This is a genomic window from Enterobacter sp. MF024 (assembly GCF_005843915.1).
Classification (GTDB): Bacteria; Pseudomonadota; Gammaproteobacteria; order Enterobacterales; family Enterobacteriaceae; genus Enterobacter; species Enterobacter barmai.
On record NZ_VCBB01000001.1, the window covers coordinates 402,507 to 427,765 of the forward strand.

General features: G+C 57.3%; 26 protein-coding genes. 9 read left to right on the top strand and 17 right to left on the bottom strand.

Going from position 1 to position 25,259, the window contains the following annotated elements:
• Nucleotides 1–16: 16 nt before the first annotated feature.
• The 3 genes from FFB58_RS02120 to eptA are packed head-to-tail and all read right to left on the bottom strand — an operon-like array spanning nt 17 to nt 3,434.
• Nucleotides 17–1,114 carry an alkene reductase gene (locus FFB58_RS02120; protein ID WP_138368831.1) on the bottom strand — a complete coding sequence of 366 codons (1,098 nt, stop codon included), beginning with the start codon at nt 1,112–1,114 and terminating at the stop codon, nt 17–19.
• Nucleotides 1,115–1,167: 53 nt separating this feature from the next.
• Nucleotides 1,168–1,767, bottom strand: coding sequence for a TetR/AcrR family transcriptional regulator (locus FFB58_RS02125; RefSeq protein WP_138368832.1), 600 nt, complete (start codon nt 1,765–1,767; stop codon nt 1,168–1,170).
• A gap of 38 nt (nt 1,768–1,805) precedes the next feature.
• Entirely contained in the window at nt 1,806–3,434 is a 1,629-nt protein-coding gene (gene eptA / locus FFB58_RS02130; RefSeq protein WP_138369235.1) for a phosphoethanolamine transferase EptA, read from the bottom strand.
• 149 nt (nt 3,435–3,583) lie between these two features.
• Between eptA and FFB58_RS02135 the strand changes: the two genes are divergently transcribed.
• The 3 genes from FFB58_RS02135 (at nt 3,584) to sodC (ending at nt 5,367) form a co-directional block, all read left to right on the top strand.
• Entirely contained in the window at nt 3,584–3,823 is a 240-nt protein-coding gene (locus tag FFB58_RS02135) for a DUF1289 domain-containing protein (protein ID WP_138368833.1), read from the top strand.
• 48 nt (nt 3,824–3,871) lie between these two features.
• Complete coding sequence (locus FFB58_RS02140) at nt 3,872–4,768, top strand: aldo/keto reductase family oxidoreductase (protein ID WP_039029145.1); 897 nt, start codon at nt 3,872–3,874, stop codon at nt 4,766–4,768.
• A gap of 80 nt (nt 4,769–4,848) precedes the next feature.
• A complete protein-coding gene (sodC, locus tag FFB58_RS02145; protein ID WP_039029146.1) occupies nt 4,849–5,367 on the top strand; it encodes a superoxide dismutase [Cu-Zn] SodC in 519 nt (172 codons plus the stop codon).
• On the opposite strand, the gene FFB58_RS02150 is transcribed toward sodC, so the two are convergent.
• Genes FFB58_RS02150 through FFB58_RS02160 form a run of 3 tightly spaced genes read right to left on the bottom strand, consistent with a single transcriptional unit; the run spans nt 5,346 to nt 8,463 of the window.
• Nucleotides 5,346–7,364 carry an FUSC family protein gene (locus tag FFB58_RS02150; RefSeq protein ID WP_138368834.1) on the bottom strand — a complete coding sequence of 673 codons (2,019 nt, stop codon included), beginning with the start codon at nt 7,362–7,364 and terminating at the stop codon, nt 5,346–5,348. The genes sodC and FFB58_RS02150 overlap by 22 nt on opposite strands.
• Nucleotides 7,361–8,218, bottom strand: coding sequence for an HlyD family secretion protein (locus FFB58_RS02155; RefSeq protein ID WP_039029148.1), 858 nt, complete (start codon nt 8,216–8,218; stop codon nt 7,361–7,363). Before FFB58_RS02155 ends, FFB58_RS02150 begins: the two co-directional genes overlap by 4 nt.
• Nucleotides 8,219–8,226: 8 nt before the next feature.
• Entirely contained in the window at nt 8,227–8,463 is a 237-nt protein-coding gene (locus FFB58_RS02160; protein ID WP_039029149.1) for a DUF1656 domain-containing protein, read from the bottom strand.
• Between the two features lie 188 nt (nt 8,464–8,651).
• Here FFB58_RS02160 and slyA point away from each other — a divergent pair, with 188 nt between their 5' ends.
• Nucleotides 8,652–9,092, top strand: coding sequence for a transcriptional regulator SlyA (gene slyA / locus FFB58_RS02165; protein ID WP_138368835.1), 441 nt, complete (start codon nt 8,652–8,654; stop codon nt 9,090–9,092).
• A 36-nt stretch (nt 9,093–9,128) separates the two neighbouring features.
• Here the strand turns inward: slyA and FFB58_RS02170 are convergent, their stop codons facing one another.
• Nucleotides 9,129–10,487 carry a GGDEF domain-containing protein gene (locus FFB58_RS02170; RefSeq protein ID WP_138368836.1) on the bottom strand — a complete coding sequence of 453 codons (1,359 nt, stop codon included), beginning with the start codon at nt 10,485–10,487 and terminating at the stop codon, nt 9,129–9,131.
• Between the two features lie 189 nt (nt 10,488–10,676).
• Complete coding sequence (slyB, locus tag FFB58_RS02175; RefSeq protein WP_039029152.1) at nt 10,677–11,144, bottom strand: outer membrane lipoprotein SlyB; 468 nt, start codon at nt 11,142–11,144, stop codon at nt 10,677–10,679.
• A gap of 285 nt (nt 11,145–11,429) precedes the next feature.
• Here slyB and anmK point away from each other — a divergent pair, with 285 nt between their 5' ends.
• The 5 genes from anmK to pdxY all read left to right on the top strand — a co-directional run bounded on the left by anmK (nt 11,430) and on the right by pdxY (nt 16,012).
• Entirely contained in the window at nt 11,430–12,554 is a 1,125-nt protein-coding gene (gene anmK, locus FFB58_RS02180) for an anhydro-N-acetylmuramic acid kinase (RefSeq protein WP_039029153.1), read from the top strand.
• 95 nt (nt 12,555–12,649) lie between these two features.
• The gene (mliC, locus tag FFB58_RS02185; RefSeq protein ID WP_039029154.1) at nt 12,650–12,973 is read left to right on the top strand and encodes a C-type lysozyme inhibitor; all 324 of its coding nucleotides are present in this window, start codon (nt 12,650–12,652) and stop codon (nt 12,971–12,973) included.
• A gap of 57 nt (nt 12,974–13,030) precedes the next feature.
• Nucleotides 13,031–13,687, top strand: coding sequence for a pyridoxamine 5'-phosphate oxidase (gene pdxH / locus FFB58_RS02190; protein WP_039029155.1), 657 nt, complete (start codon nt 13,031–13,033; stop codon nt 13,685–13,687).
• 126 nt (nt 13,688–13,813) lie between these two features.
• Nucleotides 13,814–15,088, top strand: a complete 1,275-nt coding sequence (gene tyrS, locus FFB58_RS02195) for a tyrosine--tRNA ligase (protein WP_138368837.1) — start codon at nt 13,814–13,816, stop codon at nt 15,086–15,088.
• A gap of 63 nt (nt 15,089–15,151) precedes the next feature.
• Entirely contained in the window at nt 15,152–16,012 is an 861-nt protein-coding gene (gene pdxY, locus FFB58_RS02200; protein ID WP_138368838.1) for a pyridoxal kinase PdxY, read from the top strand.
• Nucleotides 16,013–16,100: 88 nt separating this feature from the next.
• Here the strand turns inward: pdxY and gstA are convergent, their stop codons facing one another.
• The 9 genes from gstA to rsxA form a co-directional block, all read right to left on the bottom strand.
• On the bottom strand, nt 16,101–16,706 hold the full coding sequence (gstA, locus tag FFB58_RS02205; protein ID WP_039029158.1) for a glutathione transferase GstA: 606 nt from the start codon (nt 16,704–16,706) through the stop codon (nt 16,101–16,103).
• Between the two features lie 108 nt (nt 16,707–16,814).
• Nucleotides 16,815–18,323, bottom strand: a complete 1,509-nt coding sequence (gene dtpA / locus FFB58_RS02210; RefSeq protein ID WP_039029159.1) for a dipeptide/tripeptide permease DtpA — start codon at nt 18,321–18,323, stop codon at nt 16,815–16,817.
• Between the two features lie 615 nt (nt 18,324–18,938).
• Nucleotides 18,939–19,574 carry an endonuclease III gene (gene nth, locus FFB58_RS02215; RefSeq protein WP_039029160.1) on the bottom strand — a complete coding sequence of 212 codons (636 nt, stop codon included), beginning with the start codon at nt 19,572–19,574 and terminating at the stop codon, nt 18,939–18,941.
• Nucleotides 19,574–20,257: an electron transport complex subunit E gene (locus tag FFB58_RS02220; RefSeq protein WP_039029161.1), complete on the bottom strand. Its 684-nt coding sequence runs from the start codon at nt 20,255–20,257 to the stop codon at nt 19,574–19,576. The genes nth and FFB58_RS02220 overlap by 1 nt, the downstream gene beginning before the upstream one ends.
• A gap of 2 nt (nt 20,258–20,259) precedes the next feature.
• A complete protein-coding gene (rsxG, locus tag FFB58_RS02225; RefSeq protein ID WP_138368839.1) occupies nt 20,260–20,880 on the bottom strand; it encodes an electron transport complex subunit RsxG in 621 nt (206 codons plus the stop codon).
• A gap of 10 nt (nt 20,881–20,890) precedes the next feature.
• The gene (gene rsxD / locus FFB58_RS02230) at nt 20,891–21,943 is read right to left on the bottom strand and encodes an electron transport complex subunit RsxD (protein ID WP_138368840.1); all 1,053 of its coding nucleotides are present in this window, start codon (nt 21,941–21,943) and stop codon (nt 20,891–20,893) included.
• Complete coding sequence (gene rsxC, locus FFB58_RS02235) at nt 21,944–24,061, bottom strand: electron transport complex subunit RsxC (protein WP_138368841.1); 2,118 nt, start codon at nt 24,059–24,061, stop codon at nt 21,944–21,946.
• On the bottom strand, nt 24,054–24,632 hold the full coding sequence (gene rsxB / locus FFB58_RS02240) for an electron transport complex subunit RsxB (RefSeq protein WP_138368842.1): 579 nt from the start codon (nt 24,630–24,632) through the stop codon (nt 24,054–24,056). The genes rsxC and rsxB overlap by 8 nt, the downstream gene beginning before the upstream one ends.
• Nucleotides 24,632–25,213, bottom strand: a complete 582-nt coding sequence (rsxA, locus tag FFB58_RS02245) for an electron transport complex subunit RsxA (RefSeq protein WP_039029166.1) — start codon at nt 25,211–25,213, stop codon at nt 24,632–24,634. The genes rsxB and rsxA overlap by 1 nt, the downstream gene beginning before the upstream one ends.
• Nucleotides 25,214–25,259 lie beyond the last annotated feature (46 nt).

The following is a 25,259-nucleotide window of genomic DNA, read 5'->3' on the forward strand; positions in this document are numbered from 1 at the left end:
GCTATCAATGAAGGGATTATAAAGAGGGATAATCGGTATAACCTTCTGCGCCGCCACCGTAGAAGCTCTCCGGACGCTGCGGGTTCAGCTCGGCTTTGTGCTTCAGGCGGGCCACCAGATCCGGGTTGGCGATGTAGGCGCGACCAAAGGCCACGGCATCAATCAGCCCTTTGTTGATCAGTTCTTCGGCTTTCTCTGGCGTGTACGCGCCCGCACCAATGATCACGCCCGGGAAGCGGTCACGTACTTTCTGGCGGAACGCATCCGAGTAAGGTTCGCCGCCGGCCCAGTCCGGTTCGGACATGTGCAGATAGGCGATGCCGCGTTTGGCCAGCTCTTCGATCAGGTACAGGGCGTCGGCTTCTTCGTTCGGGCCGTTGTCCACGTTCTGGAAAGAGCCAATCGGCGAGACGCGGATCCCGATGCGATCTGCGCTCCACTCTTTCGAGACGGCATCAACCACTTCCAGCACCAGACGGGCGCGGTTCTCAACGCTGCCGCCGTACTGGTCGTTACGCTGGTTAGAAGACGGCGACAGGAACTGGTGCAGCAGATAGCCGTGGGCAGAGTGCAGCTCAACCAGGTCGAAACCGGCTTCGCGGGCATTGGCTACCGCCTGGCGGAAATCGTTAACGATCCCCGGGATTTCGTCCAGCTCCAGTGCGCGCGGGGTGGTGGTATCCGCACGGGTCGCATTGCCGTTTTCGTCACGCAGAGAGGTGCGGGTACCGGCGTTCAGGGCAGAGGCAGACACCGGCGCCTGACCGCCAGGCTGAAGGCTGCTGTGGGAGATGCGGCCGGTGTGCCACAGCTGCACCGCGATGCGGCCATCTTCGGCATGCACGCCGTCGGTAATTTTCTTCCAGGCGGCGATCTGCTCCGGGCTGTGCAGGCCAGGTGCGCCAGCATAGCCTTTGGCCTGGGCAGAGATCTGCGTGGCTTCGGAGATGATCAGGCCCGCGCTGACGCGCTGGCGATAGTATTCACCCATCAGCGGGGTCGGGATATCGCCCGGCTCAATGCTGCGCAGACGGGTGAGGGGGGCCATAAAGACACGGTTGGGTGCTTCGATCGCGCCCACTTTGAGCGGGGTAAATAATTTTTCGGCTGACATAGTGACTCCTGAGTAGACCGGTCGTCTAGTGATTCGATAAATAAAAACGCCTGTTAATTGCCAGGCGTAGCAATGATGTTCTTAACATGATCCAGCGCGCTCTCCAGCGGCAGCGCGCTGCGGGACATTTTGGCCTGCAGGTTGGCACCCAGCCACAGGGAATAAAGCACCTGCGCCTGGGTGACCGGTTCACCGATGAAGGTCAGGGATTTTTCTTCCCGTCCCTTCGCCAGCGCCTGCGCCAGCAGGGTGATGACACCCGTGGCCCCTTTATCCATCGCCGTGCGCATATCTTCAGAGAGATCGCACACTTCGGCAGAAAGTTTTACCGTCAGACAGCCGCTGATAATGCCCTGCGCGCAGAACTGGGTCAGCGTCTCCTGATAATAAGCCAGAACACGATCGCGACAGTTGCCCTTGCCGCTGGCGAAATGGCTGGCCAGACGCTGATGGTAGCCCGCATAGTGGCGCTCCAGCAGGGCCACGCCAAACGCCTCTTTGGAGCGGAAGTAGTGATAAAACGACCCCTTCGGCACATCGGCGGTTTTCAGCAGCTCGCTCAGACCCATCCCGGTAAACCCGCGGTGCATGCAAAGACGCTCGCCGGTCGCAAGGAGATGTTCGCGTGTATCGTGTTCAGTATGCTTGTTCATGCCGTCAATGTAGTAGACCAATCGGTCTAATGCAAGCCTTATGTTCGACGACAGTGGGTAAGCAGATCCATTTGCGGCTGATAAACCGAGGTCTGGATATTCATCATCCCCAGCACCGTGGAGAAGAGGTTGTCCTGCGACACCGCCTCTTTCGCCGCCTGGTCGCGCAGGCACTGCTCGTCCACGCCAAAGTTCTTTTTATAATCCTGCGACAGCCAGAACATAAACGGAATGTGCGTCTGCTGTTCCGGGGCCAGCATGTACGGCGTGCCGTGCAGATAGAGTCCGTTTTCCCCCAGCGATTCGCCGTGATCCGAGAGATAGACCAGCGCCGTATTCATCGTCGCCTGACGCGCTTTCAGGGCGTCGATGGTTTTACTCAGCACGCTGTCGGTGTACAGAATGGTGTTGTCATAGGTGTTTATTAGCGCCTGATGATCGCAGTCCTGGATCTGGTTTGTGTCGCAGGTTGGGGTGAATTTGCGGTACTGCTCCGGATAGCGCTCGTAGTAGGCCGGACCGTGGCTGCCCATCAGGTGGATCACCAGCACCGTATCCTGCTTCAGGCCATCAAGGGTGTCGTTCAGCCGATAGAGGTTAACGTCGTCAATGCAGGATTTGTCCTTACAGAACTGATCCAGCTTCCACTGCGTCATGTCGGTGTGCGGGATGCGGTTGCAGGCACCTTTACACCCGCCGTCGTTATCCCGCCACAGCAGGTTGACCCCGGCGTGGCCCAGCACATCCAGCAGCCCTTCCTGATGATGGGCAAGGTCGGCATCGTATTTTTTGCGCGGCATACCCGAGAACATGCAGGGCACGGAGACGGCGGTTTCGGTACCGCAGGAGGAGGCCTGCGGGAAGTAAATCACGTTCTGCTTTTCAAGTTCAGGATTAGTATCGCGACCATAGCCGTTAAGGGAGTAGTTTTCCGCCCTGGAGGCTTCACCGACCACCAGCACCAGCACGGTCTTTTTCTGCTGCGCCATCAGCACCGGGCCTTTACGCGCGTCTTCACCGAGACGGATTAAGGTCTGGTCGCCTGCGAACCAGCGCGCCTTGCTGTACTTGGCGATGGCGCTGACGTAGTTGGCTGGCGTCACCATTTTGACGATGCCTTTGTTATTGCGAAACAGCGAGGCGTAGTCTTTATAGAAGACCGCCGCCACCAGAATAATCACCACCAGGCTTGCGAGGATAGCCGCCACGCGCATCAACAGCGTCTGCCACCACTTACCCGGACGGATGCGGATCATCGCCAGCACGACGGCAGGCACCAGACCGGCGACGGCCAGCCACAGCAGCAGCTGAGGCGTGATCAGCGCCGTCGCTTCCTGGGAGTTGGTCTCGAAGACGTTGACAATCATATTCTGGTCAATCACCGCCCCGTAGGTAAACATAAACCAGGTCGCCGCCGCGCAGCCGAGGGTGAGCACCACCAGCAGCGGTTTGCGGATCAACGGGATGTTCAGAATGCTGAAAACGATAACCCAGCCGCAGAACAACACCAGCGGCACGGTAAGGGCGAAAAGAAAATCATGCAGCCGGGCCGGGGAGATCACCTGCCAGCTGCGGTGAATAAAGAGGGCGTTTAACAGGGTAAACAGCAGTGCGCAGCCCAGCGTAAATTTCGTGTCGTTACACTGTAACTTTTTAAGGGTCAGCATCATCATTAAAACCAGGGATTATTTTGATGAGGCGAGTATAAAGAGCGAAGATTAGTGAAACCTTAATGCCACAATTCTGTGGTTGACCTCTTGCGTAACCCCGGCTTAAGGTCTTCACTTTACTAAATCTTGGGTCCGGGGAGGTACGTGTGGCTGAACAACTGGAGTTCTTTCCTGTCCAGAGCCCGTGCCGGGGGATTTGCCAGTCGGACGAGCGCGGATTTTGTCGCGGCTGTATGCGCAGCCGGGAAGAGCGCTTTAACTGGCAGTCCATGAGCGACGCCCAGAAACAGGAGATCCTTCGCCTGTGCCGCCAGCGTCTTTTGCGCAAATTGCGCGCAAACAAGCCCCCCGAACCCGAAGAACCGCAGCAGCCCTCACTGTTTTAGCCCCGTAAACGCGTATACTCTCCGCAGATTTTTTTAAAGGAAATAACTATGGTTCAGCGTATTACCCTTGCCCCGCAGGGCCCGGAGTTTTCCCGTTTTGTGATGGGCTACTGGCGTCTGATGGACTGGAACATGTCCGCCCAACAGCTGGCGAGCTTTATTGAAGAGCATCTGGATCTGGGGATCACTACCGTCGATCACGCCGATATTTATGGCGGCTACCAGTGTGAAGCGGCCTTCGGCGAGGCGATGAAGCTCTCCCCGGCGCTGCGCCAGCGGATGGAGATCGTCACCAAGTGCGGGATCGCCACCACCGCGAAGGCAGAGCATGCCCTCGGCCACTATATTACCGACCGCGACCACATTGTTCGCAGCGCCGAGCAGTCTCTCACCCATCTGGCGACCGATTACCTTGACCTGCTGTTGATCCACCGTCCCGACCCGCTGATGGATGCCGATGAGGTTGCCGAAGCCTTCCTCGCCCTGCATCAGAGCGGCAAGGTGCGCCACTTTGGCGTTTCTAACTTCACGCCGGCGCAGTTCGCGCTGCTGCAGTCGCGTCTGCCGTTTACGCTCGCGACCAACCAGGTTGAGATTTCGCCGGTTTATCAGCCGCTGCTGCTGGACGGCACCCTCGATCAGCTGCAGCAGCTGCGCATCCGCCCGATGGCCTGGTCCTGCCTCGGCGGTGGACGTCTGTTCAACGATGAATCCTTCCAGCCGCTGCGCGATGAGCTGGCGCAGGTGGCTCAGGAGCTGAACGCCGAAACCATCGAGCAGGTGGTGTACGCGTGGATTTTACGCCTGCCATCCCAGCCGCTGCCGATCATCGGTTCTGGCAAAATTGAGCGCGTGCGTTCGGCGCTGGCGGCAGAGCAGCTGAACATGACCCGTCAGCAGTGGTTCCGCATCCGTAAAGCCGCGCTGGGTTACGACGTGCCGTAATTCTCTATTTATCTGACTTTCCGGTTAAAACCTTGCCCCTGGTATAAACTTAAGGGGCAAAAAATAACCAAGGAGGTCATATGAAGCGATTTACTCTGGCAGTGTTAACGCTGGTGGTGTGCGCAGGTGCGCAGGCCGCCAGCGAAGAAGTCAAGATGAACCTCGTCACCTCTCAGGGGATCGGCCAGTCCATCGGGACGGTGAAAATCACCGAAACCGATAAAGGGCTGGAGTTTTCCCCGGATCTCAAAGCCCTCCCGCCGGGCGAACACGGTTATCACGTCCACGCCAAAGGTTCCTGCGAACCCGCTATGAAAGACGGCAAACCCTCCGCCGCTGAGGCCGCAGGCGGCCACCTCGATCCTCAGAACACCGGTAAACATGAAGGGCCGGAGGGCATGGGCCACTTAGGCGATCTCCCCGCGCTGGTGGTGAATAACGACGGTAAAGCCACCGACCCGGTCGTCGCCCCGCGCCTCAAAAAGCTGGATGAGGTGAAGGGCAAGGCGCTGATGATCCACGTCGGCGGTGATAATATGTCGGATCAGCCAAAACCGCTTGGCGGTGGCGGGGCGCGTTACGCCTGCGGGGTGATCTGATCGCTCAGGGTGCCCGGCGCGGGCGCCTGTTCCAGCTGGGATAGCGAGCAGTGCAGTCGCCAGATCAGGGCTGCCAGCTCCTGCCCGGCCGGTTGCGGATGATGGGCCAGGGCATCACAGATGCGCTGAAGCTCGTCCAGGGTGGTGGCAAGGGGGCGCTGCTGGACGCCGCGCTCGCTCATGATGTCACGCAGCAGCGATACCGCGACGTCACGCACCCGGGAGAGCGGATCTGAGCGGGTCTCCCAGTCGCGAAGCTGCCAGACCACGTGGCTGCAGTTGAGCAATACCACGCCCCAGCGCAGCAGCCAGCGTCGCGCGAGCGCGTCCTGGCTGGTATTGAGCTGGTTCACATGGTGATAGACCAGCGATTCGTATCCATTCTCGCTAAGCCGCGGCCTGCGGCTGAGCTGATCGACAAATCCCCGCCGCAGCTCCCGGATGTGACGACGGCTTTTCCGCGCGTCCGATCCCGGGCGCAGCACCGCGAAGGCCAGCCACGTCAGCCCCACGCCCAGAATTTTTGCCAGGTCGTCATTGAGGAAATCGGCAAAGTCATACACCGGCGGGTTGGTCACCGAAATAAATGACCCCATAAACACAATCAGCTGACCCCACAGACCGGCCATGGCGGGCATCTGCTGCTTCAGCAGCTGCATGGTGGTCAGGAGCGGGAACAGAAACAGCAGGAACAACCACAGATCCGAGATCTGCACCATCAGGCCAAACTTAACCACAAAGCTGAACAGCGACAGCAGAACCAGGGTACGCAGCAGCAGGGTGAGCGAGTTAAAAGGCGAGGCCGCCACCGAATAGAGCACGCTGCTGATCGCCGCCAGGGTCAGGGCCGCTCCCCCGGCATCCCACTGGGCGGCAATGGTCCAGGCCCCCACCAGACTCAGGGCGCAGAAGGTGCGAAAGCCGCTCCACAGCGCTTCAAGATTATCGGTATGGCGCGCCAGCGCCGGACTGCGGGGCACCGCAAACTCGGTAATCGGGGTAGCCGTTTCCACAGCTTTAATCCAGCGGCTGCTGCGCAAATAGAGGCGGCTAAAGTAAATCAACCGCTGCCAGAAGGCGCGATGGCGATAATCGTCGCTATTTTCCGGCCTGAGCGGGGCGATAATCCGCGCCACGGTATAGAAGTCGGACTCTGGCCGGGCAAGGGCGGCGAGCAGCTGGTCGATGACCTCACGGGTGTGGGCGGGCGGGTTGGGCCAGTTCAACAGCATGCGGCGCAGGCTTGAGATGGCGCTGGTCATCCGCAACTGCTGGTGAAGAAGATAGTTGAGCAGGGCGTTCTGGCGGCGAAAACGGTAGTGGCTCCAGAAGGCCTGAATGCGCAGCAGGTTCATGGTCAGGATCTGGGCGATCACCTTCTCATGGGCAAGGCGAATGGCATCGTTGCTCTCGGGCTGCCACAGCAGGCTGGCGTGCTCCAGAAGCCTGCTGTGCATGGTTTTCAGGGCGGTAATCAGGGCGGTGCCGTCGGAGGTGCTGGGGAGGATCATCATCATCACCCCGCCGCTGAGAATACCGATAATAACTTCGCACACCCGGGCCTGGGCGATATCCCACAGCTGGGTGGTGTCGAGGATATCGATGACCGGGAAGGCGATGATCGCCGCGGTATAACCGGCAAGCTGGAAGGCGTAGGCGACGTTGTTGGTGAAATGGGCGCAGGCCCAGGTACAGACGGCGAGCCAGGCAGCCATGCTGAACAGAAACAGCCAGGGATCGTTGAGCGTATGCCCGGCAATAATCAGCGCCGCCGTTGCGCCAAGCAGGCTGCCCGCCACGCGGCCGAGACTTTTACTGATTACGCCGCCCACGGTCGGGAAGCTGACCACCGCCGCCGAGGTCATCGCCCAGTAGGGTTCATCCAGGTTGAGACAGTAGGCGACGGTCAGGGCCAGGCACATCGCAATCCCGTTGCGCAGGGCATAGCGCCACTGCGCCGGGGACGCTTTAAGCCACGGCAGGTTGTGCCAGTTCACGGCGCGGTGCCGATGGAAACGGTGCAGGTGGTGCCGGAGACCAGGGTCAGGTCCGCTGGCAGCTGGTCAAAAGCGATGCGCACCGGGATGCGCTGCGCCAGCCGCACCCACGGGATATTAGGCTTAACGTCCGGCACCAGGCCAGAGTCGGTCTCCACGCTCTGATCGTAGATGGCGCGACCGATACTGGATACGTGACCCTGTAACCTTTGCGAACCGCTGTAGAGGACAATCTGCGCTGGCGCACCCTCACGGATATGCCGGAGCTTGGTCTCTTCGAAATAGCCCACCACGTAAAAGGAGTGGCTATCGACCAGGGCAAACACCGGCTGGCCGGTGGTGGCATAATCGCCCACGCGGGTGGAGAGATTGGTCACCCAGCCGTCTACCGGGGCTTTAACCACCGTCTGGGTCAGCTGCCACTGGGCCTGTTTGAGGGTTGCTTCGGCTACCGCCACGCTGGCCTGCATCGCCTTGACGTTAATGTTGGCGGTATCCAGATCTTCTGCGGAGATATACTTTTGCGACAGATGGCGGCGACGGTTGGCTTCGTTATTGGCTTTTGCCAGGTCGGACTGGGCTTTTGCCAGCTGGGCTTCGGCGTTCAGCACCGCAATATGGTAAGGCGTCTCATCAATCTGAAACAGCACCTCACCCGCATGCACAAACTGATTATCTTTAATCTTAAGAGTGGTAATGGTGCCGGAGACCTGGGGCGTTACGCTGACCTGTTCGGCGCGCACTTTTCCGTCCCGGGTCCAGGGTGACTGCATGTAATAGTTCCAGAGCCACCAGCCGGCAATCAGCGCCAGGGCCAGAACCAGTAATGATGAAAAATATTTAATTGTTTTCATAATGTTAGTCACCACACAATCAACAGAACCAGTCCCAGGCATACTGCCAGGACAAACAGTGAAAGATCCATCAGCATGGGATGCCAGATTTCACCGGAATAGATCCAGTCGCGCAGTAAGCGGTGGGTGACAAGCCAGAGAACAAAACCCAGCATCACCGCTTTAAACAGGGGAGGAAAATAAACCGAGGCACCCACTATCAGATCCTGAAGCGGTAACCCCGTGGCGTTAAGCGTGAAATTCACGTGCCGGTTCCTTTGCAAATGGGGTAGTGGCCAAAAAGCGCGGCCGCATAACGCGCTGGGGCGTCATAACAAAGTGTAAAACAGACTGTCGTCAAGGTTGAATGCAGTATTGCATTTGTTTTGGCAATATAAATGCTGCACACTATTCTAAAATCAGTATAATAACTTAGCAAGCTAATTATAAGGAGATGAAATTGGAATCGCCATTAGGTTCTGATCTGGCCAGGTTAGTACGCATCTGGCGTGCTCTGATTGACCATCGCCTGAAACCTCTGGAATTGACACAGACGCATTGGGTCACGCTGCATAACATTCATCAGCTGCCGCCCGACCAGTCACAGATCCAACTGGCAAAAGCGATAGGCATCGAGCAGCCTTCACTGGTACGTACGCTCGATCAACTGGAAGAGAAGGGGCTGATTTCACGCCAGACCTGTGCCAGCGATCGTCGTGCCAAGCGGATTAAACTCACTGAAAAAGCGACCCCCATCATCACAGAGATGGAGGCGGTTATCAGCAAAACGCGCGGTGAAATCCTCAGTGGGATCTCACCTGCTGAACTGGAACTGCTGATCGCGCTGGTTGCCCGGCTCGAGCACAATATCAATGAGCTACAGTCCCGCGACTGACCTTTAAAAAAGCCTTGCTGATGCAAGGCTTTTTCTTTACCCAAATACCACCACCCGGTTACGCCCGGTCTCTTTCGCCTCGTACATCGCCTTGTCTGCGTACCCGACGCACTCTTCAGCACTGATTTTCGACGTGGCGGTAAACACCCCCATACTGATGGTGATGGGCTCGGGAAGCTGCCCGTCGGTACTGGCTTTATCAAAGCTGCTCAGTTTTAAGCGGATCCGCTCTGCCACCTGGCGTGCCGCCTCGGGAGGCGTATGGGTTAACAGCAGGACAAACTCCTCTCCGCCGATGCGTGCCGCAACGTCCTGCGGCCGAACCGAATCCATCAGCAGCTGAGCGACAAACTGCAACACCTTATCTCCCTGCAGATGCCCGTAGCAGTCGTTGATGCGCTTAAAACGATCGAGATCGCTGACGATAACCGAGACCGGCTCCGTCGGTTTTACCGTGCGCAGGGCGTGATTGAGGGTGTCATAAAAATAGCTGCGATTATAAAGCCGCGTCAGCGGATCGCGAATGGAGTTCTGATAAGACTGCTGATACTTCAGATGCGACTCGCGATAAAGATTAAAGACGTCATACAGCAGAACGAAAATAATCAGCAGCGTGGCGACGGCTTCAAATAACCGGGCGCGATACCAGGAGAGATCTTCCGCGTGCCCACCTAAAAACAGCATCGCAAGCGTGGCGATATAACAGATACATAAGAAGTTACCGCCAATCCAGAACAGGTTACGCACCCGCGTAATACTCATCAGGGTTGCTAATGAAATAACCCAGAGCGCAATAAGCGTGATGTTCGTTGGCTTTTTCCACAGCAACATATATTGCCGGGTTTCATTGTCAACCAGGTCTAATGTTAATAAAGGCGAGTTGCTGGAATAGAGCCAGGCCAGGATCAATATCAGAGCCGTGTAAATAAACATCCCGGAAATGACTGCCACATGGAAAGTGCGTGACAGCGAACGGTTGCGGAGAGCGAAAAGCACGGCCGAGACGATAAACAGCACGGCCATCAGCAGATGGCGGAACGTAAAGTAGATCATGGCGTCGTTGTAGTTAACGACGTCAAACTGATACAGATCCAGCCAGGCCGGGTAACTGGAAAGAGTGCCCACCATCAGCAGAGCCGAACCGGCGAAGGCGAATGAAAAGGCCATCAGATATAACCGCATCCTGTCACACCAGTATTTCATCGCCATAAAACTGGCAATGAAAAGGTGGAATACCAGTAAAAAGATGGTGAGCATGGGAAACAAAAGCGGTGAAAACGAGGGGATCTTTTCCACCAGTTCATTAAACAGAGAATGTAAGATCCCGATGACAATAAAACAGCCCACAAAGAACTGAACATACTTGTTCTTAATATAATGATTTATCGCAAGCATATATAACTTTAAAATTAAAAATATCGAAGGATTTGCGAATAGTCTCATATGCGCAGGTGTAATACTTTGCGCAGGAACAAGAGATGGAAGTATTAAATATAAGTGCGGTGAATGTATTAAGTGAATATATTCACGTGAGTGCTACTAAAAGAGAACGGACGTGGTCAGGAGACCACGTCCGTAACGTTATTAACGCGGAGATACGGTAACCTGGCTGCCGTTGCTGGCCAGGACTACGCGTTGGCCTGCCGCGAATCGGGTGTTGCCCTGCTTCTGGACCACCATAATGGTGCTGCCGTCGTCCTTGCGGATCTCCAGCTCAACGCCCTGGGATTTGTTCATCGCACCCTGGACGCCCTGACCTGCAACACCACCGGCTACGGCACCCGCAGCGGTTGCCAGAGAACGGCCTGTGCCGCCACCGACGGTGTTACCGAGGAAACCACCCAGTACCGCACCACCCAGTGCGCCGATCACGTTGTTCTCGTCACCGCCCTGAATCTGTACCGGGCGCGTGTTCACGATGGTGCCATAAGTGACATTCTGAACCTGTTTCGCCTCAGAGGCACTGTACACATCCCCGGAAAGGGAACTGTCGTTCACACAGCCAGCCAGAGTAAATCCAACTAACGAAACGGCCAGTACACGTAAAATCATTTGAATCTCCTGTTCACCAAAAACGCTCTTTGAGCATCCGTTATGGCTAAATTATATGGCATCAATAGCCATAAATCCTATCTTTGCTCAAACACAATCAGAATGATACTCGAAACTCAATCAACCATAGCTATACAAGCGACGATATCACCCTGCGGGCGATGCGGATAATTCCTGGAATGATGCCGGGTGCCAGCTATTGTTAAAAAGTATTAGTCCGCCGTAGCATTGATTATCGGTTTATGGTGGAGTGAGTCATCAGCCCATACGGATAAAGGAAAACGGATGAAATCGGGTCGCTACATTGGCGTAATGTCAGGAACCAGTCTGGATGGTGTGGATGTCGTTCTTGCGGCAATAGATGAGAATATGGTGGCGCAGCAGGCAAGCCTCAGCTGGCCTATTCCTCAGCACATGAAACAAGCGATTCTGAATATCTGTCAGGGCCAACAGCTGACGCTGTCGCAGCTGGGGCAGCTGGATACGCAGCTGGGACGCCTGTTCGGTGATGCCGTGCAGGCGTTGATGGATCAGGAGAACCTGCGCCCTCAGGATGTCGTGGCGATCGGCTGTCACGGGCAAACGGTCTGGCATGAGCCGGGCGGCGAGGCTCCGCATACCCTGCAGATTGGCGATAACAACCACATCGTCGCCAAAACCGGCGTGACGGTGGTAGGGGATTTCCGCCGCCGGGATATCGCGCTTGGCGGGCAGGGCGCACCGCTGGTTCCCGCGTTCCACCATGCGCTGCTGGCGCATCCGACGGAGCGCCGCATGGTGCTGAACATCGGCGGCATCGCCAATCTCTCCTTATTGATCCCCGGCCAGCCGGTGCGCGGTTTCGACACCGGGCCGGGCAATATGCTGATGGACGCCTGGATCTGGCGTCAGGCGGGCAAACCCTACGACAAAGATGCCCAGTGGGCCTGCAGTGGCAAGGTCATTATCCCGCTGCTGCAAAGCATGCTGTGCGATCCCTATTTTGCCGCACCGGCGCCGAAAAGCACCGGCCGCGAATACTTCAACTACGGCTGGCTCGAACGTCAGTTGGCGAACTTCCCGGGCCTGGCTCCTGAGGACGTGCAGGCCACGCTGGCGGAGCTCACTGCCGTTTCGGTGTCGGAACAGGTGTTGCTCAGCGGTGGCTGCGAGCGTCTGCTGGTTTGCGGTGGCGGCGGCCGTAACCCGCTGGTGATGACGCGCCTCGCCGGTCTGCTGCCGGGTACGGAGGTGACCACCACCGACAAGGCGGGGATCAGCGGTGACGACATGGAAGCGCTGGCCTTCGCCTGGCTGGCGTGGCGCACCGTGGCTGGGCTGCCGGGGAACTTGCCCTCAGTGACCGGTGCCCGTGAAGCCAGCGTCTTAGGTGCTGTTTTTCCAGCGAATCCGCGGCAAAATCAGAGTTAACCGAATTTCGCTTAAGCACGCCGTGGGTAAAAATACCGAAAAAAACGGGAGGGCGTTCGCGCCCTCCGGGACCAAAAAGTCTTCGGAATTTACCCATGAAAAAACTGCTTCTTGCTTTTACCCCCTTCCTGCTGGCGAGCTGTAGCGTCTACAACCAGTTCGTCGAGCGCATGCAAACCGACACCCTGGCCTATCAGTGTGAAGAAAAACCGCTCACCGTTAAGCTCAATAATCCGCGCCAGGAAGTCAGCTTCGTCTATGACAATAAGCTGCTGACGCTGAAGCAGGGAATGTCAGCCTCCGGTACCCGTTACAGCGACGGGGTGTATGTCTTCTGGTCGAAAGGTGACAGTGCGACGGTATACAAGCGCGATCGCATTGTGCTGAACAATTGTCAGATCGAAAATCCGAAGCGTTGAGATTTTGCAGGGGGCGGCGCACAATAGCGTCACCCATTGTCAACGTCAGCTAACGCCATGTCAGATAACGATGAATTGCAGAAAATCGCGCACCTCCGGCGCGAATACACCAAAGGCGGCCTGCGTCGCCAGGATCTCCCCGCCGAGCCGCTGGTGCTGTTTGAACACTGGCTGAAACAGGCCTGTGAAGCAAAACTGGCCGATCCGACCGCGATGGTGGTCGCCACCGTCGATGAAAAGGGTCAACCCTACCAGCGCATTGTCCTGCTCAAGCATTACGACGATAAAGGATTGGTGTTTTACACCAACCTCGGCAGCCGCAAAGCGCAGCACCTCGAACACAACCCGCGTATCAGTCTGCTCTTCCCGTGGCATATGCTGGAGCGCCAGGTGATGGTCACCGGCACCGTTGAGCGTCTCTCCACGCTTGAGGTGGTGAAGTATTTCCACAGCCGACCGCGCGACAGCCAGATTGGCGCCTGGGTCTCTAAACAGTCGAGCCGCATCTCTGCCCGCGGCGTGCTGGAAAGCAAGTTCCTCGAGCTGAAACAGAAATTCCAGCAGGGCGAAGTGCCGCTGCCGAGCTTCTGGGGCGGTTTCCGCGTCCAGGTCCAGCAGATGGAGTTCTGGCAGGGCGGTGAACATCGACTCCACGACCGCTTTTTATACCAGCGCGATAACGATGCCTGGAAAATCGATCGTCTGGCACCTTAATCCCCGAAATTTGTTCTCTTAAGCGCTGGTACAACGGGTGTCAGCGCTTTATTCTATGTACCTTTCGCGTCTGGCGAAAAGTCGTGTACCGGCAAAGGTGCAGTCGTTTTATACATGGAGAATTTGATGGCAAGCAGTAACTTGATTAAACAATTGCAAGAGCGGGGGCTGGTAGCCCAGGTGACGGACGAGGAAGCGTTAGCAGAGCGACTGGCGCAAGGCCCGATCGCGCTCTATTGCGGCTTCGATCCTACCGCTGACAGCTTGCATTTGGGGCATCTGGTTCCTTTGTTATGCCTGAAACGCTTCCAGCTGGCAGGCCATAAGCCTGTGGCACTGGTCGGCGGCGCAACGGGTCTGATTGGCGACCCGAGCTTCAAAGCCGCTGAGCGTAAACTGAATACGGCAGACACCGTGCAGGAGTGGGTGGCAAAAATCCGCAAACAGGTTGCCCCATTCCTCGACTTCGACTGTGGTGAGAACTCAGCGATTGCCGCGAACAACTACGACTGGTTTGGCGGCATGAACGTGCTGACCTTCCTGCGTGATATCGGCAAGCACTTCTCCGTTAACCAGATGATCAACAAAGAAGCGGTGAAGCAGCGTCTGAACCGTGACGATCAGGGCATCTCTTTTACCGAGTTCTCCTACAACCTGCTGCAGGGTTATGACTTCGCCTGTCTGAACGAACTGCACGGCGTTGCCCTGCAGATTGGCGGCTCTGACCAGTGGGGTAACATCACCTCCGGGATCGATCTGACCCGTCGTCTGCACCAGAACCAGGTCTTTGGTCTCACCGTTCCGCTGATCACCAAAGCAGACGGCACCAAATTCGGTAAAACTGAAGGCGGCGCGGTATGGCTCGATCCGAAGAAAACCAGCCCGTACAAGTTCTACCAGTTCTGGATCAACACCGCGGATGCTGACGTCTATCGCTTCCTGAAGTTCTTCACCTTTATGGACATCGAAGCGATCAATGCCCTGGAAGAAGAAGACAAGAACAGCGGTAAAGCGCCACGCGCCCAGTACGTGCTGGCAGATGAAGTGACGAAGCTGGTTCACGGTGAAGAGGGCCTGGCAGCGGCGAAGCGTATCACCGCCAGCCTGTTTAACGGCACCTTAAGCGATCTGAGCGAAGAGGACTTCGAACAGCTGGCGCAGGATGGTGTGCCGATGGTTGAGATGGACAAAGGCGCCGATCTGATGCAGGCCCTGGTGGATTCTGAGCTGCAGCCGTCCCGCGGTCAGGCACGTAAAACCATCGCCTCGAACGCCATCACCATTAACGGTGAAAAACAGTCTGACCCGGAGTACATCTTCACCGACAGCGATCGTCTGTTTGGTCGTTATACCTTACTGCGTCGCGGTAAGAAGAATTACTGTCTGGTTTGCTGGAAATAATCATAAAAGCACAGGGGCGTGGGAAACCACGCCCCTTTATTTTTTCAGGGTTGTGGTAAGAACATGAAGAATATCCTCGCCATCCAGTCCCACGTTGTCTTTGGGCATGCTGGCAACAGCGCCGCTGAGTTTCCGATGCGTCGTCTCGGGGCCAACGTCTGGCCGTTAAACACCGTTCAGTTTTCCAACCATACGCAATACGGCAAGTGGACCGGTTGCGTGATGCCGCCCGCTCATCTCACGGAGATTGTTCAGGGCATCGCCGATATCGACAAACTGAAAACCTGCGATGCCGTGCTGAGCGGCTACCTGGGTTCTGCAGAGCAGGGCGAGCATATTCTCGGTATCGTCCGCCAGGTGAAGGCGGCGAATCCGGCGGCGAAATACTTCTGTGACCCGGTGATGGGCCATCCGGAAAAGGGCTGTATCGTGGCACCGGGCGTGGCGGAGTTCCACGTGCGTCACGCTTTACCGGCCAGCGACATTATCGCCCCGAACCTTATCGAGCTGGAGATCCTCTGCGAGCACCCGGTGAACAGCGTGGAAGAGGCCGTGGCGGCGTCCCGCGAACTGATTGTGATGGGGCCTGAGATCGTGCTGGTGAAGCATCTGGCCCGCGCCGGATTAAGCCCGGATCGCTTTGAAATGCTGCTGGTAACCAAAGATGAAGCCTGGCACATCAGCCGTCCGCTGGTGGATTTCGGCAGCCGCCAGCCGGTAGGCGTGGGCGATGTCACCAGCGGTCTACTGCTGGTGAAACTGCTGCAGGGTGCAACGGTGCGTGATGCGCTGGAGCACGTCACGGCGGCGGTGTATGAGATTATGATCGCCACCAAAGCGATGCAGGAGTACGAACTGCAGGTGGTGGCCGCCCAGGATCGTATAGCGAAGCCAGAACACGTCTTTAGTGCGACCCAGCTCTGATAAAAAAAGCCGGGTGGCGCTTCGCTAACCCGGCCTACGGAATCTGTAGGCCCGGCAAGCGAAGCGCCGCCGGGCAAAAAAAATCCTCTTACTTCAACCCTTCCGCTTCCAGCGCTGCCGCCACGGCAGGACGCTCCGCCATACGCTGCATATAAGCGTCAATATGGCTTAACCCTTCCATGTTCAGTTTCACGGCGCGTGCCCAGCGCAGGACGGTAAACAGATACGCATCGGCGATGGTAAAGCGCTGACCGCAGATCCACTGTTCATCTTTCAGTGATTCGTTGACGTACTGCAGCTTTTTCTCCAGCAGGGCGCGGACGGTCGGCTTGTACTCTTCCGGGGTATCCGGGCGGAACAGCGGGGTAAAGCCCTTGTGCAGTTCGGTGGCGATGTAGTTCATCCACTCGATGGTCTTATAGCGGGCAATGCTGCCGGTAGGGGCCAGCAGCTGGCGGTCTGCCACGCTGTCGGCGAGGTATTGCATGATGGCAACCCCTTCGGTCAGCAGGGTACCGTCTTCCAGCAGCAGGGCCGGAACCTGGCCTTTAGGATTCACCGCGAAAAAATCATCGCCGTTTTCCAGACGCTTTTTCATCAGATCGACACCGTTGAGGGTGAAGTCTTTACCGCTCTCGCGCAGCGTAATGTGGGAGGCAAGAGAGCAGGCGCCTGGTTTATAGAACAGTTTCATCGGTCACTCCTGTTTACGTAGGTTTACTCTATGTTAGTGCGCCACAAGGTAAAAAAAAAGCCGCTAACGCACAGTTAGCGGCTTCCGTTCAGTCGTTTCCCGATGACATTACGCGGTGGCGGTTTTGCTCGCTTTAGCGGTAGTGTCGTCGTCCTGAGTCATGCGGTTCAGTTTCGGCGCAGTCAGCATCATCAGCGCAGCGATGACCGCGGTGGCGATACCAATCTGCAGGAACACGTCGCCGTAGACATGCAGGGACTGCAGCGGATCGGTCACGTCAGATGGCACGGCCATCAGGTTCGCGATTTTACCGGCGATGATGGCAGCACCGGCAGTGGTCAGGAACCAGCTACCCATGATGAAGCCCATCAGACGCTGTGGAACCAGCTGTGCAACCATCGCGAGGCCCAGACCGGAGATCATCAGCTCACCGATAGACTGCAGCGCGTAGCTCAGGATCAGCCAGTTAACGGAGACGATACCCGCGTCGCTGGCGAACTTAGCACCCAGCGGCAGTACGAGGAACGCACCAGAGCACAGCACCATACCGACAGCAAACTTGTGCGGCATTGGCAGGCGGTCGCCCATCTTGTTGTAGATAGCAGCCAGAATCGGGCTACCAATCATGATCCAGAACGGGTTCAGGGCCTGGAACTGCTCAGGTTCGAACGCGATACCCAGGATAGAGTGCTCAACGTTACGGATCGCGAAGAAGTTCAGAGAAGTCGGCATCTGGCTGTAGAGCACGAAGAAGACAATGGCTTCAACCATCAGGATGAAGGCAACGATCATCTTACGGCGCGCTGCGCCCTGCATAGAGAAAGCTTCTTTCGCGAAGATGCAGACGATACCCAGCGCAACCACGCCCAGCACCGCACGGGCGATACCCTGGTTGTGCAGCAGCCAGGTCGCAATAGCAACCAGCACCACAACACCGACGATAGTTGCCAGCAGTTTGCCTTTCTGCACCGGGGCAAAGTCAGGTTTTGAACCGTAGTCTTTAACCCAGCTGCGGCAGAACAGGAAGTTCACCACGGTGATCAGCATACCGACGAAGCTCAGGGCAAACGCCACGCTCCAGCCGAATTTTGCTGCCAGCCACGGGGTTGCCAGCATAGAGAAGAAGGAACCGATGTTGATGGACATGTAGTACATGGTGAATGCACCGTCCAGACGTGGGTCATCTTTCTTATAGCAGGTAGAAAGCAGGGAAGACGGGTTCGCTTTGAACAGGCCGTTACCGACCGCGATGGTCGCCATACCCATATACACCACGCCGGCATCGTGACCGGACCATGCCACCAGACCATAACCGATAGCCAGAACGATGGCGCCCAGCAGGATGACACGTTTGGTACCCAGCACTTTATCGCCCAGCCAGCCGCCAATCGCGACCAGACCGTACACCAGAGCACTGAAGGAAGAGAACAGCGTGATGGAATCGGCTTCGGACATACCCAGTTGTTTAACCAGGTAAACCGCCATGATCCCTTGCAGACCGTAGTAACCAAAACGCTCCCACAGCTCAATAGAGAAAATGAGATAGAACGATTTCGGTTGTTTGAAAGCGTTAAGACTTACGCTCTCTTCAGCTGGTTTATTGTTTGCAGTAGACACATATACCTCTTTTTTTACATCCCATATTAACGGGGGTGTTCACAGCGTGATGACCGTAGTCCATCCGCTTTATAGTTATAGTGGGAGGGGAAACGGCGGGTAATGTTCACTATCCTGACCCATCTGGCAAGGTGTTTGTAATAGTCTGTTACATTTAACTCTTGCCCTATAATGCGCCAGAAACCCAAATGTTATTTAGCGTTAAATTTTACCGTTGCGTTGAAACTGGTTTTTTTCACTGTCAGTCAGGGGAAAAAATCGCCATGTGGCGATATGTTCTGCTGTAAAAGGTGTTAAGCAGTGATATGGCCTGCATTCTGAAAAATACCCGGACATATCTACGGGTATAAAGGGGATAATTATTGATGCTGTAAGGCCTTGATAGCCTTTTTGACACATAAAATTAACAGCGTGTGAACAGGGTGATCGAGATCACATTTATATAGAAAATTTCGCTGACGAAAAAACAATTAACCTGTTTGATTGTTATATAGCCGCACAATGCGCGAAGCATGCACTTTAGCTCAGTTGGAAAAACTGCAAAAGGCGGGATTAAAAGATAGTCATGCTTAGTGTAAGGGATTTACATCATGAAAAAACCGTCGGATGACGGTTTCAGGCATCGGTTTTCTCTTTATATTCACAGAGATCTTCAATAATACAGGAGCCACAGCGGGGCTTACGCGCAATACAGGTGTAGCGCCCGTGCAGGATCAGCCAGTGGTGGCAGTCGACCTTAAACTCCGCCGGAACCACCTTCAGGAGCTTATCTTCAACTTGCTCCACGTTTTTGCCCGGGGCGAAATTCGTCCGGTTGCAGACGCGGAAGATGTGGGTATCCACGGCAATGGTCGGCCAGCCAAAGGCGGTATTCAGCACCACGTTGGCGGTTTTGCGGCCCACGCCGGGCAGGGCTTCCAGCGCAGCGCGATCTTCCGGTACTTCGCCACCGTGCAGCTCAATCAGCATCCGGCAGGTCTTAATCACGTTCTCGGCTTTGCTGTTAAACAGGCCGATAGTCTTGATGTACGACTTTACCCCCTCGACGCCCAGCTCCAGCATCGCCTGGGGCGTGTTGGCTACGGGATAGAGCTTGGCGGTGGCTTTGTTCACGCTCACGTCCGTAGCCTGCGCGGAGAGCAGGACCGCGATCAGCAGCTCAAACGGCGAGGTGAAGTTCAGTTCGGTCGTCGGGTGCGGGTTGTTATCCCGCAGGCGCTGCAAAATAGTTAAACGCTTCTCTTTGTTCATCAGGCCTTCTCAGGGATCCCTTCCTCTGCGCTGCGAGCGGCAGCGCGGCGTTTGCGCTTCTCATCAATCAGGTATTTCACCGCCAGCATCATGCCGAGGCCAATAAACGCGCCAGGGGGCAGCATCGCCAGCAGGAACGGCGTATCGGTGTGGAACACTTCAATGCGCAGGGCTTTGGCCCAGCCGCCCAGCAGCGCGTCCGCGCCGTCGAACAGGGTGCCGTTGCCGAGGATTTCGCGCATCGAGCCCAGCACGAACATCGCTCCGGTTGCCCCCATCCCGATGGCAAAGCCATCAAGGGCGGAAATCAGCGGATCGTTTTTCACCGCAAAGGCTTCGGCGCGTCCCACCACAATACAGTTGGTCACGATCAGCGGGATAAAAATCCCCAGCGACTGATAAAGACCAAAGGCGTAAGCGTTGATCAGCATCTGCACGACGCTCACCACCGAGGCGATGATCATCACGTAGATCGGAATACGAATTTCTGACGGCGTCCAGCGACGCAGGGCAGAGATCGACAGATTGGTCAGGGTCAGCACCAGCGTAGTGGCAAGGCCCAGGCCCAGGGCGTTGGTGGCGGTCGAGGTGACGGCCAGCAGCGGACACATCCCCAGCAGCTGCACCAGGGCGGAGTTGTTCTTCCACAGCCCCTGGACAATAACCTCTTTAACCTGGCTCATGATCACTCCTCACAGGCGGGCAGATTGTTAATTTGCGCAGGCAGCGTTTGCGCGTAGACGCCCGCGCGCTTAACGGCATTCACCACCGCACGTGGGGTGATGGTAGCACCGGTAAACTGATCGAATTCGCCGCCATCTTTTTTCACCGCAAAGGCCGGATCGTCAATACCGTGGATCATTTTACCAGCGAAATGCAAAATCCAGTCGCTTAAGCGGGTTTCGATTTTATCCCCAAGCCCTGGCGTTTCGTGATGCTGAGTCACGCGCGTGCCCAGCACGGTACCGGAGAAATCGGTGCCGACCAGCAGCTGAATAGCGCCGGAGTAACCGTCAGGGGCCGTTGCTTCCATTACGGTACCGACCAGCGTATCGCCCTTACGGGCAATATAGATACGGTGAGTACCTTTGCCCAGCGCCGGAGCCTGAACAAGGTAGCAGCTCTTCTGCAGTTCGTTATCGTACAAATCGGCCGGAATAACCTGGTCAAACAGCGCCTTCTGCTGACGGGCCGCCTGTTCATCAATGGTGGATTTGGTTAACCCGTTGACCAGCGCGGTCAGGCCGGTCAGCACCGCGGCAAAGAGCGCCAGGGTCACACCGTGTTTTTGCATCGTCTTTAACATGGCGTATTCCTTAGCGATGGCCGTACACGCGCGGACGGGTGTAGTAGTCGATGAGCGGTACGGTAATGTTCGCCAGCAGCACGGCGAAGGCCACGCCGTCCGGGTAACCGCCAAAGCTGCGGATCAGCCACACCAGCAGACCGGCCAGCGCACCAAAAATGAGACGTCCACGGTTCGTGGTGGAGGCCGTCACCGGGTCGGTCAGAATAAAGAACGCACCCAGCATGGTGGCACCAGAGAGCAGATGGATCTGCGGCGATGCCAGCGACTCCGGCGAGAACGCCCAGCCCAGCCCGGAACAGACCGCAAGAGTCACCAGGAAGCTCACCGGGATATGCCAGCGGATCGCTTTCTGCCACAGCAGAAACAGCCCGCCCGCCAGATAAGCGAGGTTAACCCACTGCCAGCCTGCGCCCGCCAGCACGCCGCTGTAAATCGGGTACTGCAGGATCTGCTCCACGCTATGGCCCGCGTGCAGGGAGGTTTTGAAGGTATCAAGCGGTGTTGCCTGGCTGATGCCGTCCACGCCCATGCGCAGGCTGTTCATATCAGCGCCGCTGGCGGTATGGCCAGAGAAGATCACCTGCACGGCATCCATAAAACCTGGCACCGTTGCGGCGATGTCATGCGGCGGCAGCCAGCTGGTCATCTGCACCGGGAAGGAGATCAGCAGCACCACGTAGCCAATCATCGCCGGGTTAAAGGGGTTGTGCCCCAGGCCGCCATACAGCTGCTTGGCGATGATAACCGCAAATACGGTGCCGAGCACCACCATCCACCAGGGGGCGAAGGGGGGAATACTGATAGCCAGCAGCAGACCGGTAAGCAGGGCGGAGTTGTCCGCCAGAATTTTGCTTACGGCAATTTTGCGCAGCTTAAGCACCAGCGCTTCAGCCGCCAGGGCGCTGACACAGCCGAGGATAATTTGCAGCAGCGTACCCCAGCCGAAAAACCAGAACTGAACGGCAATGCCCGGCAGCGCGGCCAGGCAAACCAGCATCATAATGCGCGATGTCTGGCGCTGGTTATGGGTATAAGGGGAGCTTGCGATTCTGAAAACCATTTAATCCTCGTTAACTGCCTGCTGTGCGGCTTTCTTCGCCTGGACGCGCGCGATGGCGGCAGCAACTGCCGCCTTGCGTGGATCGTCATTGGCTGCCGGTTCTTCTTCCTGCTGCGCCGCCTTGCGTGCTTTGGCACGAGCGATGGCCGCCTCGACCGCGGCTTTACGCGGATCGACAGGGGATTTTTCTTCCGGGGTCGTTTCCGGCTGCGCCGCTTTACGGGCTTTCGCACGGGCAATGGCCGCTTCGACCGCGGCTTTGCGTGGGTCGACCGGCGTCTGTTCGATCTGAATGTCGTCCGGCTGCGCCACTTTGCGGGCTTTCGCGCGGGCAATCGCCGCTTCGACCGCGGCTTTACGTGGATCGACCGGAGCCGGTTCGGCCTGGCTTTCTTCCGGCTGGGCCGCTTTGCGGGCTTTGGCGCGGGCAATCGCCGCTTCCACCGCAGCTTTACGCGGATCGGCTTCCGGCAGCGCTGCGGCTGCCTGGGCTTTTTCTGCCTGCCGCGCCCGGGCCTCGGCTTTACGCGCTTCGCGGGCGGCAATCATCTCGCTGTTATCCGGACGCTGACCTGCCGGGATCACTACATCTTCGGTAGCGGTGGCTTTCTTCTCGCGCACGCGGGCCAGGGCGGCGTTGATGGCGTCCTGATCTTTCGCCGCAGGCTGAACCGCGGCTTTCTTGTGGCGCTCCTCGCGGGCGGCTTTCTCACGCTCAAGACGCTGCTGGCGCGCTTCAAAACGTGCTTTGGCTTCGGCAGCACGCTTCTCTTCCTGGGCGATGGCGTAAATTTCGGCTTTCTCGACGCGGAAATACTGCACCAGCGGAATATTGCTCGGACAAACCCAGGCGCAGGCACCGCACTCGATACAGTCGGCCAGGTTGTGGGATTTTGCTTTGTCGTGGATCTGCCCTTTGCTGTACCAGTACAGCTGCTGGGGCAGCAGATCTGCCGGACAGGCATCGGCGCAGGCGCTACAGCGAATGCAGCCTTTCTCTTCCTGCTCTTCGCCCATTTCGCTGGCGGACGGTGCCAGCAGGCAGTTGGTAATTTTCACGACCGGGACATCGAGCCACGGCAGGGTAAAGCCCATCAGCGGCCCGCCCATGATCACCATCTGCTCAGCGCTCGGGCAGAAACCGGCCTGATCGAGCAGGTGGCGGACAGGAGTGCCGAGACGCGCCCAGACGTTGCCCGGACGGCTGACGGCTTCACCGGTGAGGGTAACGACGCGCTCGGTGAGCGGTTCGCCGTCAATGACCGCACGTTTCACGGCATAGGCGGTGCCGACGTTCTGCATCAGCACGCCGATATCAGACGAACGACCGCCGTGGGGAACCTGCTTGCCGGTTAAGATCTGGGTCAGCTGCTTCGCACCGCCCGAAGGGTATTTGGTCGGGATCACGCGCAGGCCGATGTCGTGGCTACCCGCCAGCACCGCACGCAGCATGGAGATGGCCTGCGGCTTGTTATCTTCGATGCCGATCAGGACTTCCTGCGGCTGCAGAATGTGCGCGAGGATACGAATACCCTCAACGATTTGCGCCGCGCAGTCCTGCATCAGACGATCGTCCGCTGTAATGTAGGGTTCGCACTCGGCGGCGTTGATGATCAGGGTCTTAATCTTATCGCCGCCGCCCTGCAGTTTGTTGCCGGTCGGGAAGCCTGCGCCGCCCAGACCGGCGACGCCGGACTGATGGATGCGGGCGATTAGCTCTTCCCGGCTGTGGCTGCGGTAGTCGCTCCAGCCGTCGCGCTCGATCCAGCGATCTTCGCCATCGGCTTCAATCACGATGCACATTTCAGACAGCGCGGAAGGGTGGGCCACCGTATGGGGGGCAATCGCCACCACGGTGCCGGAGGTCGGGGCATGGACAGGCAGCATACGCCCGCGCCCGAAGGTCAGGGGCTGGCCGCGTAACACGCTGTCGCCGGGCTTCACGCACAGCTCACCCTCAGCGCCGATGTGCTGTTTCAGAGGGATAATAAAACGGTTGGCCAGCGGTATCTGGCGCAGCGGCGTGCCGCTGGACTGGGTTTTCATCTCCGGCGGGTGAATACCGCCGTCGAAATCCCAGATCTTCTCTTTTCTGAAGGCAGAAAATAACTTAAGCATGTTGTTCCACAGGAATAATGCGCACCGGAATGGTCTGAAGATCCCATTTCCAGCTGTCAGTTGTGGTTGCTACCGGGCGTAACTCAATGCACTGGGTCGGGCAGGGGGCAACACAGAGGTTACAGCCGGTACACAGATCTTCCATCACGGTATGCATGGCGCGCGTGGCGCCCACGATGGCATCCACCGGGCAGGCCTGAATACATTTGGTGCAGCCGATGCAGTTGGGCTCATCAATCACCGCCAGCATGCGCACCGGCTCCTGGGCGCTTTCGTCACCGTCGACCGGCTGGGGTTCCACGTTCAGCAGTCCGGCAATTTTGAGCATTACCGTTTCGCCGCCAGGGGCACAGCGGTTAATTTTCTCGCCGCCGGTGCCCACCGCCTCGGCGTAAGGGCGACAGCCAGGATAGCCGCACTGGCCGCACTGGCTTTGCGGCAGCAGCTCATCAATTTTTTCGACAACCGGATCGTCCTCTACCGCAAAGCGGCGTGAGGCGTAACCGAGAATAACGCCAAACAGCAGTCCCAGAACGCCGAGGACAGCAATGGCAATCCAGATTGCATTCATTACAACTTCACCAGACCACTAAAGCCCATAAAGGCCAGAGACATAAGACCGGCGGTAACCAGCGCGATAGCGTTACCGCGAAACGGTGCCGGGATATCGGCCGCGACCAGGCGTTCGCGGATCGCCGCAAACAGTACCATCACCAGCGAGAAGCCGACCGCTGCGGAAAAGCCGTACAGCGCCGACTGCAGGAAATTGTGCCCAAGGTTAATGTTGAGCAGCGCCACGCCGAGCACCGCACAGTTGGTGGTGATCAGCGGCAGGAAGATGCCGAGCAGGCGGTAGAGCGCCGGGCTGGTTTTACGCACCACCATTTCGGTGAACTGCACCACCACAGCGATAACCAGAATAAAGGCCAGCGTGCGCAGATAGGTCAGACCAAGGGGGATTAAGATCCAGGTATCTACCCACCAGGCGCAGATCGAGGCCAGGGTCAGCACGAAGGTGGTTGCCAGCCCCATCCCCATCGCCGTTTCCAGCTTTTTGGAGACGCCCATAAACGGACACAGGCCAAGGAACTTCACGAGAACGAAGTTGTTTACCAGCACCGTGCCGACAAAGAGCAGTAAGTAATCGGTCATTATTTAGCCTGACATAAAAAAGCCGCCTATTATCGGATAAACCGCC